Origin of the sequence: Paenibacillus sp. ISL-20 (assembly GCF_018613005.1) — a bacterium.
Taxonomy (GTDB): Bacteria; Bacillota; Bacilli; order Paenibacillales; family Paenibacillaceae; genus Paenibacillus_AQ.
The window spans coordinates 1-14,108 of record NZ_JAGGRD010000034.1 but is presented as its reverse complement, the minus strand read 5'-3'; the positions used below and the strand labels follow the sequence as shown (position 1 = coordinate 14,108).

12 protein-coding genes and 1 pseudogene are annotated in these 14,108 nt (G+C 46.3%); 11 read left to right on the top strand and 2 right to left on the bottom strand.

The features are described from left to right. Nucleotides 1–2,325 (bottom strand): helix-turn-helix transcriptional regulator, encoded by a 2,325-nt coding sequence (locus tag J7E85_RS19675; protein WP_215160661.1) that lies wholly within the window; start codon nt 2,323–2,325, stop codon nt 1–3. Nucleotides 2,326–2,600: 275 nt separating this feature from the next. Here J7E85_RS19675 and J7E85_RS19670 point away from each other — a divergent pair, with 275 nt between their 5' ends. From J7E85_RS19670 to J7E85_RS19640, 7 genes are all read left to right on the top strand, one after another. Then, the gene (locus J7E85_RS19670; protein WP_215160659.1) at nt 2,601–3,539 is read left to right on the top strand and encodes an ABC transporter permease; all 939 of its coding nucleotides are present in this window, start codon (nt 2,601–2,603) and stop codon (nt 3,537–3,539) included. Between the two features lie 11 nt (nt 3,540–3,550). Further along, the gene (locus J7E85_RS19665) at nt 3,551–4,429 is read left to right on the top strand and encodes a carbohydrate ABC transporter permease (protein ID WP_215160657.1); all 879 of its coding nucleotides are present in this window, start codon (nt 3,551–3,553) and stop codon (nt 4,427–4,429) included. 78 nt (nt 4,430–4,507) lie between these two features. Then, a complete protein-coding gene (locus tag J7E85_RS19660; RefSeq protein WP_215160655.1) occupies nt 4,508–6,037 on the top strand; it encodes a DUF3502 domain-containing protein in 1,530 nt (509 codons plus the stop codon). Between the two features lie 37 nt (nt 6,038–6,074). After that, nucleotides 6,075–7,121, top strand: a complete 1,047-nt coding sequence (locus J7E85_RS19655; RefSeq protein ID WP_215160653.1) for a glycoside hydrolase family 130 protein — start codon at nt 6,075–6,077, stop codon at nt 7,119–7,121. Nucleotides 7,122–7,197: 76 nt separating this feature from the next. Further along, complete coding sequence (locus tag J7E85_RS19650; protein WP_215160651.1) at nt 7,198–7,614, top strand: hypothetical protein; 417 nt, start codon at nt 7,198–7,200, stop codon at nt 7,612–7,614. Between the two features lie 44 nt (nt 7,615–7,658). Continuing rightward, the gene (locus J7E85_RS19645) at nt 7,659–8,066 is read left to right on the top strand and encodes a nucleotidyltransferase family protein (RefSeq protein ID WP_215160649.1); all 408 of its coding nucleotides are present in this window, start codon (nt 7,659–7,661) and stop codon (nt 8,064–8,066) included. Nucleotides 8,067–8,276: 210 nt separating this feature from the next. Further along, nucleotides 8,277–8,732, top strand: a complete 456-nt coding sequence (locus J7E85_RS19640; RefSeq protein WP_215160647.1) for an NUDIX domain-containing protein — start codon at nt 8,277–8,279, stop codon at nt 8,730–8,732. Nucleotides 8,733–8,770: 38 nt separating this feature from the next. On the opposite strand, the gene murC is transcribed toward J7E85_RS19640, so the two are convergent. Next, entirely contained in the window at nt 8,771–10,066 is a 1,296-nt protein-coding gene (gene murC, locus J7E85_RS19635; protein WP_215160645.1) for a UDP-N-acetylmuramate--L-alanine ligase, read from the bottom strand. Between the two features lie 154 nt (nt 10,067–10,220). On the opposite strand from murC, the gene J7E85_RS34890 reads away from it, so the two are divergent. The 4 genes and pseudogenes from J7E85_RS34890 (at nt 10,221) to J7E85_RS19620 (ending at nt 13,952) form a co-directional block, all read left to right on the top strand. Then, nucleotides 10,221–10,433 carry a YdcF family protein gene (locus tag J7E85_RS34890; RefSeq protein WP_353049533.1) on the top strand — a complete coding sequence of 71 codons (213 nt, stop codon included), beginning with the start codon at nt 10,221–10,223 and terminating at the stop codon, nt 10,431–10,433. After that, nucleotides 10,412–10,777: a YdcF family protein gene (locus J7E85_RS19630; RefSeq protein ID WP_353049532.1), complete on the top strand. Its 366-nt coding sequence runs from the start codon at nt 10,412–10,414 to the stop codon at nt 10,775–10,777. Before J7E85_RS34890 ends, J7E85_RS19630 begins: the two co-directional genes overlap by 22 nt. Nucleotides 10,778–11,024: 247 nt before the next feature. Beyond that, nucleotides 11,025–12,310 (top strand): annotated as a pseudogene (locus J7E85_RS19625) (IS110 family RNA-guided transposase). Between the two features lie 637 nt (nt 12,311–12,947). Further along, the gene (locus J7E85_RS19620; protein WP_215160643.1) at nt 12,948–13,952 is read left to right on the top strand and encodes a phosphotransferase enzyme family protein; all 1,005 of its coding nucleotides are present in this window, start codon (nt 12,948–12,950) and stop codon (nt 13,950–13,952) included. Nucleotides 13,953–14,108: the final 156 nt, after the last annotated feature.

Sequence of the window (14,108 nt, the reverse complement as noted above, 5' to 3'; positions counted from 1 at the left end):
TCACTCCTTCTTTTTCTTATGCGTTCTCCGATATTGGGCCGGAGTTATCCCGTACGCTTTTTTAAAGGCAGTGTAAAAGGTGTTCAGCGAGGAAAACCCATAATTCTGAATGATCGGCTCGATTGGCGAATCGGAAGTCAGTAACTCACGGCAAATCAAATCAAGCCGTTTTTCCGAAATCGTGTCCGTGATCGATCGGTTTGTTTCCGCTTTATATAAGCTGCGCAGATAGTTCACGGACAACCCCAGCTCATCGGCCAGCATTTTGGAAGAGAGGTTGGGATTATTAAGCCGTTCCCCGATCAGACGTTCCACCTGCTCGATCAGCACTGCGTTCTTGGACAAGCTACGGGCATCTGCGATGTCTTCCAGCGTTTTATCCAGCAGCTTTTCCATCCAGCGGGCCACGTTTTCAAGCGTCTCCAGCCGAATAATCTGATTTTCGAGCGAGGTCAGCCCCCAGGAGCTGGGCAGAGGCTGATGAAATTGATCCTGCATCAGCCGACGCATATTGCTAAACAAAATGATCAACGACATTTTACATTCAAAATAGGGAAGCTCGCTTAATGTTTCAATGGCAAAAGCCATGATTTGCATTACGGTATCCCGGCTGCCTTTCTGAATCGCCTGCGCCATTTGACGCTCCTTCTCCAGCGGAAGATGGAACAGCGTGCCGGGAGCGCCGGACAACCGGCTCTTGAGAATGATCGCCCCGTGTCCAAACCGGAATCGTTCCTGCGTCAATTCGTACGTCTCCAAATACACCTCGTGCATGTCGGCCAGGTTATCGAGCGTTCTGCCCCAAGCTACGGTCGTTCCGATAGATAAGTACTGTTGTAGCAGTCCTTGCGATCCGCACAGCTTCTCCGCGAAGTCGGGGGACGATGCTGCCGCGGACAGGACTACGCCGATATGATCGTTCCCCATATCGACCGTTTGCAGCCGGTGATCCGAGGTTTGCAGCGACTCCTGAATAATATTCGCCATCGCAAAGCGGAGCAGCCGGCGGTCTTTCTCCGAATACATCTCAGTAAATTCCGGAAAGTGGTCTATCCGAAAGATAGCGACGGACAAGTTTTCCTCCGGAAGATCGATCTCCCACTCCTTGAAATTCCGGCGGACTTCAGCGGGAGAGTGAGCTTCATCCCCCAAAAATTCGCGCAGAAACCTCTCCCTGCCAAGGACTTTGTTATGTCGCCACTGCTCGGTCAGTTCATCGATCTGTTCCTTTTGGGCCATAAAAACACTGGATAAATAATCAAGCTCATTCCTCGACTTACGATCCCCGAGTTGCTCGGCCCGATTCTGCTTCATGACGCTGCTGACCAATTCCTGTATGGGGGAATACACCCGTTTGGAGATCAGGATGATTGCCGTCAGCGAGGCAACGAACAGGCCTAAAAACAAGGATAGGCTAATGTTGCGGAGCACGGAGATCCTGCCCAGAATGACGGCCTTCGGAACGCTCTCAATGAATGTCCAGTCCTGAATCCCCTTAATTGAAGCTGTTGAATAAACCATAAGCTGCTCTTCTTGGCCATGGGGCTTAAACAGCTCCCAGCCGCTCTTTCTTTGCTCCCCCTGATGGCCAAGCTCCGAAACCTGCTCGCCGTTAAGGCGGGCTGTGCTGAACACCTCTTCATTCCTGTCATTCAACACTGTTACTTGCCGATTCGGATAATTCGAATTGTTTTGGAGCAGGGTCATTAATTTATTGGTATCAACGTTCATGACGAAAGCGGAAATGGAACTGCCCTTTTCGTACAGTCTTACGATAGTGATGACATCTTTGACCGTTTCCCCACTTAAGGGAAGTGATAGCGTTCTGGGTAAGGGAACAGCCCGCTTAGTCAACTGAGGATCACGCAGTCGCTTCAGGATATCTTGGTCGTAAAAAGCAGCGGCGTCATTGACACCCAGCCGGGAATCCACCACCGTATCGGTGTAGTCGTTGATCAGGTAGACCGAATCGATCGCGGGGTTGGCGTTTTTGATCTCCCCTAATCGGTTCCATACCGTGTATGTCTCAAAATCTGTGTAATGATCCGAAAGCGCATACACCTTCAGCTGGCTGTCGTTGCTGGAGGCATAGCTGTAATCCAGGGACCATTCCATCAGTCCAGTCGTATTTCTGGCGCTATTAAGCAGAAGCGATTCGGAATGGTCCCCGATTTCCTTCAGGAGCGTTTTTGAGGACTGCCAGTACAGCAGCAGGAAGGAGATGGCCAACACGAGCACATTCGCGCTGACAAAGTAAAAAATGATTTTCATATAGGTCGGATGCTTCTTGAATGAGGTAAAGAGCGGAAAGCTGAATTTCGACATGCCGGAACCCCCGTTACTTATATCTCTCTTTGCTAAGTGCAGATTTATTGTAGCATATTGCGGGTTTACGTCAGTAGAATCGTTCATTTCTGGAAAAGTGATGTTTTTGGGAAAGGCAAAATTCGTGCTTGCGGGAAGAATCCGAGTTCGCCGGAATTGCCTTCCTGAAGGCGGGCTTGTTATGGTGACGACATCGGACCGCAGAAGATGCAGCACCGGAAACCGATTTTTAAACACACAACCGATTTTAGACGCACAAGGGGGGACTAGAAACCATGCAGTACGATAGAAACAAAGGGAGAGGATCCAAACTAAAACATATCGCTCGAAATCCTTTCCTATACGCGATGGCCGTGCCTGGCCTGCTGTTTTTCCTCGTATTCAGTTATCTTCCCATTTACGGGATCACGATTGCATTCAAGGACTATGATTTCTCCAAGGGGATTACGGGAAGCGAGTGGGTAGGCTTCAAAAACTTCGATTATTTCTTCACCTCGGATGACTTTTGGACCGTCCTGCGCAACACCTTGGTGTTGAACGCGCTGTTTATCTTTTTTACGACAGTCGCTGCCGTGCTTATCGCGCTGATGTTCAATGAAATTCGCAACAAATATTTTAAGAGAATCTCGCAATCTCTCATCTTTCTGCCCTATTTCATGTCCTGGATCGTGGTAGGGATGATTGTTCAGTCGATGTTCGGCGGGGAAGAGCCGATGATCAACGCATGGCTGCAAAATATCGGTATGGAACCGGTTAACTGGATGTTCGAGTCGAAGTTGTGGCCTGCTATCCTTACCGTGATTCGGGTATGGCAGGGAGCGGGGTATCTCTCGATTATCTTCCTGGCGGCGATTACCGGCATCTCGGAGGACTTATATGAGGCGGCCCGAATCGACGGAGCTTCCAAGCTACAGACTATGTTCCGCATCACCCTGCCGTTGCTGGTACCAACCATTATGATTATGACGCTGCTCGCCGTCGGCCGGATCTTCAACGGGGATTTTGCCATGATCTATGCCATTATCGGGGACAACTCCCTGCTGTATCCAACAACCGACGTCATCGATACCTTCGTGTTTCGCTCGATGAGACAATTGCACGATTTCGGAATGTCCTCGGCGGTCGGGCTATTTCAATCGGTGATGGGCTTGATTTTCGTAATCATCGCCAACGGGATTACCCGCAAGGTATCTAAAGAATCCGCATTATTTTAGGAGGCAAAACGATGAGACAGAGTGTTCCGGACCGGATTTTTTCGGTGACCGCCTATGTGATTATTCTATTGTTTACCTTATTCTGTCTGTTCCCTTTTCTTTTGATGGTCATCGGTTCTTTTACCGATGAGGGCGAACTGATCGCGCATGGGTACACATTATTCCCGCAAAAGTTTTCTTTGTCCGCGTACGAGGCGGTACTCCAGTCGGATGTATTGTTTAGCGGCTATCAAGTGACAGTTCTGGTCACCGCCGTCGGAGCGGTAAGCGCGCTTTGCATTTCGGCTATGCTGGCCTATTCGCTGGCGAACAAACGGAATGTTCTGCAGACGCCGTTCTTACTCTTCTGTTACTTACCCATGCTGTTCTCGGGAGGCATTATTCCATTCTATATCGTAGTCAGCCAGTGGCTGCATTTGCAAAATACCGTCTGGGTGCTTATTCTTACACTGTTATGCCAGCCTTTTCTTGTATTTCTGCTGGTCAGCTTTTTCCGCACCGTTCCCGAGGAATTGGAGGAAGCCGCCCGCATCGACGGGGCGAACGAAGTGAGAATTTTCTTCCAGATCATCCTGCCGATCTCGAAGCCCATCCTGGCTTCCGTCGGTCTCTTCTATGCCCTGAACTATTGGAATGACTGGTTTATGGGACTCATGTTCGTGGATAATGAAAGATTGTTTCCGCTGCAGTTGATTCTGCGCCGGATGGTATCCAATATGGAGGCTGCGAAGAATCTAATTCCTTCCAGCGCGGCCATCGCGGTCACGCCGCCGACTTACGGCGTGCGTATGGCGACGACCGTTCTGACGATCGGCCCCATCATCCTGCTGTATCCGATGCTGCAGAAATACTTTGTTAAAGGCCTCACGGTAGGGGCCGTGAAAGGGTAACCGAAGATTCCGGCATTAACCGGAATCTTCCCGGTTAAGCATAGATGAATGATTCATACTTAAAGGGAGGTTCACAAAATGAAATTCAAAAAAATGTTTGGTACGGCCATGGCTACGGTATTGGCCTCAGCGCTGTTGCTGGCCGGTTGCGGAGGCAACGGAGGGAATGCTGAGCCAGGCGGCACGAATTCAGGTGCCGACTCCGCTTCCAACGCAGCAAAAGAAAACGTAGAGTTGAAGGCCTATCTTCCGGGGGATAAACCGGTCGGTTTCGATGAGGTGCTGCAGGCCGTCAATGACAAATTAAAAACGGACAACGTCGGTGCCTCGCTGAATATCAACTTTCTTCCGTGGTCGGATTACGGCAACACGGTAGCGGTTAAAATGTCCGCCGGCGAGGATTTCGACATGTACCTGGATGCGCCATGGCTGTCTATGAACCAAATGATTGCCAGCAAATCGCTCCAAGCGTTGGACGCCATGGTAGAGGAGCGGCCGGAGTTGAAGGCATCCATTCCCAACGAAATGTGGGAATACAATAAATTTGGCGGCAAAATTATGGGCATCCCGCTCGGAACGACGCAAGGACCAGTATACGGCCTGCTGATCCGCAAGGATTTGCGCGAGAAATACGGATTGCCCGAGCTGAAGTCGCTGGCCGATCTGGAGAAATTTTTCTATGCGGTCAAGGAAAACGAAAAGGAAATCAAACCGTTTGTCATCAACGGGATCAAAGCGGACAAATTGCCGTTTATCCTGAGCGATTCCGCCAATATGGCGCAGGATGAAGTGCTCGAAATCGGCGTCAACATGTTCGCCTATTCCACCAAAGACAAGAAAGTCGTCGGACAATGGGAAAGCCCGATGATCGCGGACGCTTTTGAACGCGTTACCAAGTACTATAAAGACGGCATATTGTCCAAAAACATCGCCCAGGAGCAAAATGCCGAAACGTTGTTCAAACAGGGCAAATACGCCGCCACCTATTATGCGGCCGACGGTGTGGAAGGGCTGAAATATGCGGAGATGCTGAAGGATGGCAGCGACAAGCTGGAGGTCTTCGTGCCGAACGCGGATCAGGCCAAGCCGTATACCGCATTCCAACAATGGAATTTCCTTTGCATTCCCGCTTCCTCGAAGCACGCCGACCTGGCTATGGATGTCATCAATTGGCTGTCGATCAAAGAAAATCACGATTTGATGGAATACGGTATCCAAGGGAAGGACTGGGAGCCTGTGGGCGATACGAGTTATAAGGCGCTTTCGGGGTATTCCTTCCCGGGGTATACGCTGACTTGGCGTCCGACGCTCAATCGCACGCCGGATACGATGATGGCAGACGACAAGATGTGGTTCGATTTCTCCGCCGACCCGGCTAAATTTACACTTAGCCCAACGGCAGGGTTTACTTTTGACGCTGAGAAAGTCAAAACCGAGTACGCCAAAATCACGCCGTTCCACGACTCTTTGTTCCTGCCGCTGACCCAAGGCGTGATGCCTGCGGATAAAGGCAAGGCGATGCTGGAAGACAAAATCATGGGCGTAGGCGGTCAAAAAGTCATCGATGAAATTCAGGCGCAAATCGATGCCGTGGTATCCGGAAAATAACACGCTATTACTCAAAACGGAAAGAGGTACTTTATCTATGAATGTGATACGCTGTGCGCAAAATCCCGTGATCCGGACGGAGGATGTTAAGCCGTCACGCCCCGATTTCAAAGTGCTGGGAGCGTTTAATGCCGGTGTAGCGAAATGTAAAGACGAAATGATCCTGCTCCTTCGTGTCGCGGAAGCCCCGGTTTCGGGCCGGGCGGGCGAGGTGCTTGTTCCCCGGTTAAACGAAGCAGGGACCGAGGTGATCGTGGAAAGGTACGAGGATACCGATCCGCGTTACGACTTCTCCGATTCTCGCTTTGTTGCGGTGGACGGACAGCTGGTCATGCTTACGTCCCTCTCCCATCTTCGCGTGGCGCGGAGTAAGGACGGGGTTCATTTCGACATCGATCCGCAGCCTGCTCTGTTTCCGGAGAATGCCCTGGAAGCTTGGGGAATTGAAGATCCGCGCATTACGCAAATCGGTGATACTTATTACATTACTTACAGTTCCGCCTCAATTCGCGGCGTTGGTGCAGGTTTGGCGGAGACTAGGGATTTCCGTACGTTCAAACGGCATGGGCTTATGCTGGCTCCCGAAAATAAAGACGTCATGCTGTTCCCGGAGAAAATAGGCGAAAAATACTATACCCTGCACCGTCCGGTTCCGAAATCGTTCGGAGCTCCCGAGATGTGGATCGCCGAATCGCCCGATCTTTTGCATTGGGGTAACCACCGCTTTCTGATGGGACTCAGCGAGCAAGGCTGGGATTCGGGGAGAATGGGCGGAGGCGCAGTTCCGATCCGCACGGAGCGCGGCTGGCTGGTACTGTACCATGGGGCGGACACCAAACATCGCTATTGCATGGGGGCGGCGTTGCTCGATCTTGAAGATCCCGGCAAAGTCATCGCTCGATCGATACGCCCGTTTATGGAGCCGGAAGCGGATTATGAGGTGAATGGATTTTTCGGCGGCGTCGTGTTCTCTTGCGGCGCGCTCCTGATCGGAGATACCGTCCGCATGTATTACGGTGCCGCCGACGAAGTGATGGCGGTGGCGGATATTCCGCTGGACGACATCTTTAGCACGATATCGTAAGATGGTTTTATTAAGGAAGCTCCATGGCCGAGTGATAACGAAAACCGGGCGGTTGTGACAGTACCGACACGGCTGGGTGGAGCTTAGCGACAGGAAACAACCGCATAGTGAAGCAGGCGCAACGCAGGAAGGCTTGATTTGCGTTGTGTCTGCCCTCTTTTTAGATTTGCTTGAATGCGCTTACGAATATTTATCATTCGCCTTCGCGGTGAAAGCTGTCAATACAGGTGACGCAAGCGACTTCTCGGCTGCGGTGCATGCAACGCCTAGAGCACCTGTGCCGGAAACGCCGGGCGGGAACGGTGGCAACAGGGGGAATGGCGGCTCCGGGACTAACGGCAACGCCGATGTTAGCGATTGGGCCAAGAATGGCGCCGTTATTACAACAGACGGCGAACGGGCAACGATTCAGAATGGGAATCAAAGGGATTACGGTTCAGTAAATAAGAGAGTATCTTATGATGTAGATCAATTCCCCAAAAGGGCAGGATAACTCAATAAGTAAATGGAACATGTTACAGGAAGAAGGTGATATTTTTGAATCCAGAGGATGTCAAAGACGTGATTAACGACTTTCTCGAAGAGGATTTAGTACAACGGGGAAGTGTAGAAACTGTCGTCCTTAGCGGCTCTTTTGCAACGGGAAAAGCTACAAAACGAAGTGACATTGATCTGTGCTACATAGGGTTTTCAGGGCTTCAACGAGAGAGTATTAATTTTCAAGGCCATGAATTTCAATTAATGATTGCCCCATGGTCTTGGTATGACAGATGGGCAGTCAAAACTAAATATCAAATTGAAGAATTAAAAGCACATGATCCCATGATGGCAAGTCATCTTAGTAAATGTATTAGCTCGCTTGGTTCGACGGAAGAGTTACAAAACATCTGTTTATATGTACTTGAGCCTGTTGGTGGATGGATGAAGGAGTCATGGAAGTCGTAAAACGGCTAAACTAACGGGAAGCGATAGTTAAATAAATATAGAAAAGCAGCTGGCCATGATCAGCTGCTTTTTGTTCAACTAACGGGCAGTAGAACATAATGACAACCGATCGCGGGATGAACGGCGTCTTGTTCTGTTAAAAGGGCCATGCTATCTCGCATTAATTAATTTCTCCTTAGCATACAATTGTTTACGGAGGTGGAAATAATAATGACAACAAAAACGATGGATTGTTCTGGATTTGCAATTTTTAATGAAGAAGGAAAAGTATTACTTGTTCATCAAACATATGGGAAGAAGAAGTGGTGTTTACCCGGAGGCCAGCAATTTGAAGGGGAGTCAGCATGGGATACAGCTATTCGGGAATGTGAAGAAGAAATAAATGTAAGAATAGTTCCTGAGGATTTTTCTCTATCGGGAATTTATTTCTTATCTCATCGTAACGCATATGCATATACCTTTAAGGTTGTGAATTGGTCAGGTGAACCGGTTCCAGATGGTAAGGAAGTTGATGAAATTAGATTTTTCCCCATAGACGAATTACCATCTCCAATGTCAAATTTCACTGTACAAAGGATAAGAGATGCAGCCCAGTTCCAAGGTAAGGTCTATTTACGAGAACAAAATATCCGTAATTATGTAATAGGCGATACAAAAGAATATTAAGAAGAAAATGGCACCCTTTTGGGTGCCGCTTGAGCGTGTTATGGTTGTAATAGCTGTTCTTGATATTTTTGTATGTCTCCTGCTCCCATAAATATTAGAATAGAATCGCTATATGAAGACAAGTCAGATGTAATGTTGTCGGACAATAACTGCGCATTTGGGATTCGTTTTTTCAGGTCACCAATTGAGACGTTGCCAACTGCTTCTCTGGCAGAACCAAATATTGGGCATAAGAATATTTTATCCGCCCCTTTTAGTGAATGAGCAAAATCGTCCATTAATCTTTCCAAACGACTAAAGGTATGCGGTTGAAATATTCCGACGACCCTTTTTCCAGGGTATTTGCTTCTTGCTGCTTCAAGTGTGGCTCTTATTTCAGAAGGATGATGTGCGTAGTCATCAATAACAACGTTGTTACCCCACACTTTTTCAGTGAATCTTCTTTTAACTCCTGAGAAAGTAGCCAATTGAGTTTTTATTGTTTTCAAATCTCGATCTACTACAAGTGCCACTCCAATTGTAGCCAGCGAATTCAGAACATTATGCCTTCCAAACGAAGGAATGCTGAATCGATCGATCTTTGTATTGTTATAAAAAACATCAAAAAATGTAGCATTATTTTCAACTGTTAGATCCGAGGCTCTAAGTTTATTATTCATTCCGAAGCCATAATAAAGTGTATTTGTGTTTATGTTTAACAATCGAACCTGGGGGTCATCTCCACAAGCAATTACATGTTTTGTCGTTAACGAAGTCATTTGCTCAAAGGCATTCCTAACGTCCTCAGTATCAGAAAAATAGTCTGGATGGTCATAATCAATATTGGTAATTACAGCGATATCCGGTTGGTATGCAAGGAAATGGCGTTTATACTCACAGCTTTCAAATATAAACTGATTAGCATGAGGATGCCCATTTCCTGTTCCGTCTCCGATGATACTAATACACGGTTGTTTCTCATCGATAAACGCATGGACTAACATTCCTGTAGTCGTAGTTTTACCGTGAGATCCTGTAACAGCAATACTTGTGTATTTTTTTATAAGCTCTCCAAGAAAATGGTGATAGCGATGAACAGGAATACCCATTTGTTTACATCTAACAATTGATGGATGGTTTTCGTCAAAGGCATTCGAGGCAATGACAGTCATACTTGGTGACAGTGGCGCATCTTCGAAAGAGTAAAGTGGAATGTTTCGTGATTCAAGAGCTGACTGTGTGAACAGAAATGATTCAGTGTCTTCTCCTTGGACACTATTGTTTAGATCAAATAGGACTTGTGCCAATGCACTCATGCCACTACCTTTAATGCCGATTAAATGGAAACTCCCCATGATGACCCCCTGAAAAGTTAATCGAAATATTATATGTAATTTAGCCCATTGTGTTATAGCCTACGTCATAATTATACAACCAAAACCAAGAATTTACACGAATTCAAGCTGGCTTTGTAATATGGAGAGAATAGATGTTAGGAGACATGAGAAGATGAACTATCCATTTGATCTAATTACCAATTTTATTTTTTTAGAAACTGAGGTTGAGAAATCAGATGTGATTTTGGTACCAGGGGGGAGTCACCCACAGCTGATGGAAAGAGCTTCTGAAATTTATCATCAGCAATTAGCGCCATTTATACTACCTTCAGGTGGAGCAACGAAGCACGTAGAAATAACCGAATGGATTTTCTGTATAATGTAGGTTTAAAGTTAGGAGTGCCCCATAAAGCCATATTAAAGGAAAATAGAGCAACAAATACATTTGAAAATGCAAGATTTTCTTGGGATGTAATGACGGAAGCCGGAGTAAAAGCTGAAAAAGTTATTTTGGTCTGTAAGGCAGGCCACGCATGTAGAGCTCTTCTTACTTATAAAACAGTCTTTCCTAAGGAAACGCAATTTCATATAGCACCTGTAATAGATAAAACGGGAATCAGTAAAGAAAATTGGTATTTGACTGAGGAAGGCATTAAGAGAATAATGATGGAAGTTGAAAAGATAGGTAGATACTTTGGACATCATATTCCGAATTGGGTTAACCAATGATTCTTAAGAACATACATTGCACTAACGGGACTCTTGAGCGTTCTTATTAAATAGCTATTACTGTTACGCTTAATAAATAAAACGCGGCTGCCGGCATGATCGGCAGCCGCGTTGTGCTAACGGGCAGCATTCCTATTATGAAGAAATACGAGGTTTGAGAAACAAAAAGACTCCTTGATATGATGTTAAAGGGTCCACGATGCCTGGCCAGCTAACGGATCCCAAAACAAATCAAGGAGACTACAAAATGAATTCTACTCAAAATGAACGCATTAATCAAATAACTTCTTCTACCTTAATTGTCGGTGTAGACATCGCAAAGTTCAAACATGTGGCTCGCGCACAAGACTACCGCGGAGTCGAGTTCGGGAAGCCCATTGCGTTTGAAAACAACCGAGAAGGATTCGAGTTGTTTGTTAGCTGGTTTCAAAAGATTGCCACGGAGCAAGGGTTTCAGGATGTCATCGTCGGCATGGAGCCAACCGGTCACTACTGGCTAAACCTTGCTCATTTCCTTAGAGAAGAGCAAGTGAAATACGGTGTGGTGAATCCACTGCACGTGAAGAAAAGCAAAGAACTCGACGATAATTCGCCAACGAAAAATGACATCAAAGACGCGAAGGTCATTGCACAGTTGGTCAAAGACGGGCGATACGCCGTACCTAGCCTTCCACAGGGCGTTTATGCCGAACTGAGGGAAGCGATGAAAATTCGCGATCACCTGACCACTGACCTTTGTGTTGTGCAAGCACGTGTCCATAACTGGTTAGACCGGTATTTTCCAGAGTTTCTGACGGTATTTAAGGATTGGGAGTGCAAGTCTGCCATCCAAATGCTGAGCCTTTATCTACTGCCGCACGAGCTTGTTCATGTGCCGGATGAAACGTTGCTGCAGCATCTGAGAGAAGCTGCTAAGCGAGGACTTGGTCTGGGTCGAATCCGGAATCTGAAGGAAGCAGCCAGTCGATCCGTTGGCATTAAGCAAGGGGCAGATCTAGCTAAGATGGAGTTGCGATTGTTGTTGAGCCAATATGAATTGCTTCATAGTAAGCATGAAGAACTGGATGCAATATTGGATGAACTGTTGGAACAAATTCTAAATGTTCAACAATTACTAGCCATTAAAGGAGTGGGCAGGGATACCATCGCAGGGTTTCTGGCTGAAGTTGGTGACATTAGTCAGTACCGACATCCTAAACAGATTATAAAGCTCGCAGGGCTAAACCTGAAAGAAACACATCGGGCAAACACAAACGACAAACCAAAATTACAAAGCGAGGCAGGAAGCGACTTCGAGCTTTACTCTTCCGAGTTATGATGTCTTTGGTTGCCAAAAACGCAGCGTTTAAAGCACTGCATGAGTATTACACGAAACGACCAGTTAATCCGTTAAAGAAGATGCAATCGCTCATCGCTTTGTGTAACAAGCTTATTCGGGTTCTTTTCGGGATTTTGAAAAAAGGACATGAATTCAGTGAAAGTAAATTGATACAGGATATCCCTCGTTTCGCAGAATTACCGCAAGCAGCTTAAGTGAACACTCTACTTGATATGACCAAAGTAAAACGAGATAACAAAAAGCACGGATGAGTCAGAACGAAACTAACATACGGACGAAGATCCTGTCGGGCAGCATATCTGACCTCCACTCATGGACAGGTTGAATGAAGGAATGTGGGAGCGTAGACTCTGTGAGACATGGGAGGGTTGACCGCCATGAGACCATGTGGAGATCCATAGATGCAACCATACTTTACCATAGCAACCACTTTTTACAGTAAGTGGTCTAGGTGGAGATTTTTTTGCACTTTAACAGCCCCACAAATTTCTTCCTCTACAATATCGTTCCAATGAAATGTTATCTGCTCAGAAGAAAACAAGGTCAAAATCTAAGAAAACGTGAGCATTTAAGAGTAAAGTGATTCTCAATAGAGGGAGGATAGTTCCAATATGTGGTAACATGTGGATAGTTATAAAAAAATGAAATCTCTTTGGATAACTAAGCCTTGAAAAAGAGCGCTGTGATATAAAGCTTATCAAAAATCACTACAGACTGGACGAAGGACGAGATGATTAAAGGTACTTACGAAATTTATTCACCAGAACAAGAAAGAACAATGCCATATCGATGTAATAACTAAAACTCATTTAACTATTAAGGGGAAACGACATGAACAGCGGTTTTCAGATGGATACAGATATCAATCGCCGACTTACGCTTAATCAAACGAAACAAGCAGCGCTATATGCTTTGCAAAACTATGATGTTGACTGGAGTTTAATCCATTTCATCCAAGTTTCTGAACATGTGACTTTTCGTATTCAGAGTAGTGAGGGAGAATCCTATTTACTGCGAATTCATACAAGGAATAAATCTTATGCTGAAGTGATTTCAGAACTGGAGTGGTTAGCCCATTTAAGAAGTAAGGGGCTTATTGTACCTGATGGTGTACTAAATCGAAATGGTGAGTTTATTACCGTTGCTACAACGGATGGGAATGCGGAGTATTATGCGACCTTGATGAGATGGATCGAAGGGGATCGTTTAGATAAAAAAGTACTTACCGAGGATAATATTCGAGCGATGGGGAAATTGATGGCGGACCTTCACGGGGCGAGCGTTGATTTTGTTCCCAGTAACACTTTTACTCGTACAACTTGGGGAAGAGAGAGCTTTAACCGGGATTGGGTGCATTTACAGCAGCATCATAATCATTTCATAACAGAAGAAGCTTTCCAGTTGTATACAGAAGCTTCTGCTAAAGTTGCAGATCAAATCCACACCTTCACACCTCATGCACAAAATTACGGGATCATTCATGCAGACCTGCATAATGGGAATATCGTGTTTTGTGACGATCGACCGTTTGCTATTGATTTCGGTAGATGCGGCTTTGGCTACCATATTTATGATATAGCGCAAGCGGTCATGGGACTTCGGCCACATCAAAGAAAACTTTTTATCGAAGGCTATGTGAAGGTCAGACAATTGAGCGAAAATACGATTTCGATGCTGGAGTGCTTCTTCATCATGGCAATCATCGAAGCCTACAGTTTCCATGCGGAGAACGAGCTGGAGACGGAAGGTCTGATCGAAGAGCAGTCGTATGCTCAGTCCATATTGAGAGCATACATAAACGGAGAGCCGTTATTATTCCAGACATTTGATGAGTGATTAACAATTAATTTACACTGGGGAGTCCGTCCGTAGTGAACCATATACGATTTACAAGTAGATGCCACGAATCGAACTAAGACTACGGAACTTTGCTACAGATACTGTCTACAGTGGGGTAGGGTGACCTTTTTCCATTGAACTCCCTCGGTACGA

Bases quoted from the DNA above. Each gene is read 5' to 3' on its own strand.
- J7E85_RS19630 (WP_353049532.1), top strand. From the start codon at position 10,412: ATGGATTTTCTGTATAATGTAGGTTTAAAGTTAGGAGTGCCCCATAAA.
- J7E85_RS19620 (WP_215160643.1), top strand. From the start codon at position 12,948: ATGAACAGCGGTTTTCAGATGGATACAGATATCAATCGCCGACTTACG.
- J7E85_RS19660 (WP_215160655.1), top strand. From the start codon at position 4,508: ATGAAATTCAAAAAAATGTTTGGTACGGCCATGGCTACGGTATTGGCC.
- J7E85_RS19670 (WP_215160659.1), top strand. From the start codon at position 2,601: ATGCAGTACGATAGAAACAAAGGGAGAGGATCCAAACTAAAACATATC.
- J7E85_RS19640 (WP_215160647.1), top strand. From the start codon at position 8,277: ATGACAACAAAAACGATGGATTGTTCTGGATTTGCAATTTTTAATGAA.
- J7E85_RS19675 (WP_215160661.1), bottom strand. From the start codon at position 2,325: ATGTCGAAATTCAGCTTTCCGCTCTTTACCTCATTCAAGAAGCATCCG.
- murC (WP_215160645.1), bottom strand. From the start codon at position 10,066: ATGGGGAGTTTCCATTTAATCGGCATTAAAGGTAGTGGCATGAGTGCA.
- J7E85_RS34890 (WP_353049533.1), top strand. From the start codon at position 10,221: ATGAACTATCCATTTGATCTAATTACCAATTTTATTTTTTTAGAAACT.
- J7E85_RS19655 (WP_215160653.1), top strand. From the start codon at position 6,075: ATGAATGTGATACGCTGTGCGCAAAATCCCGTGATCCGGACGGAGGAT.
- J7E85_RS19665 (WP_215160657.1), top strand. From the start codon at position 3,551: ATGAGACAGAGTGTTCCGGACCGGATTTTTTCGGTGACCGCCTATGTG.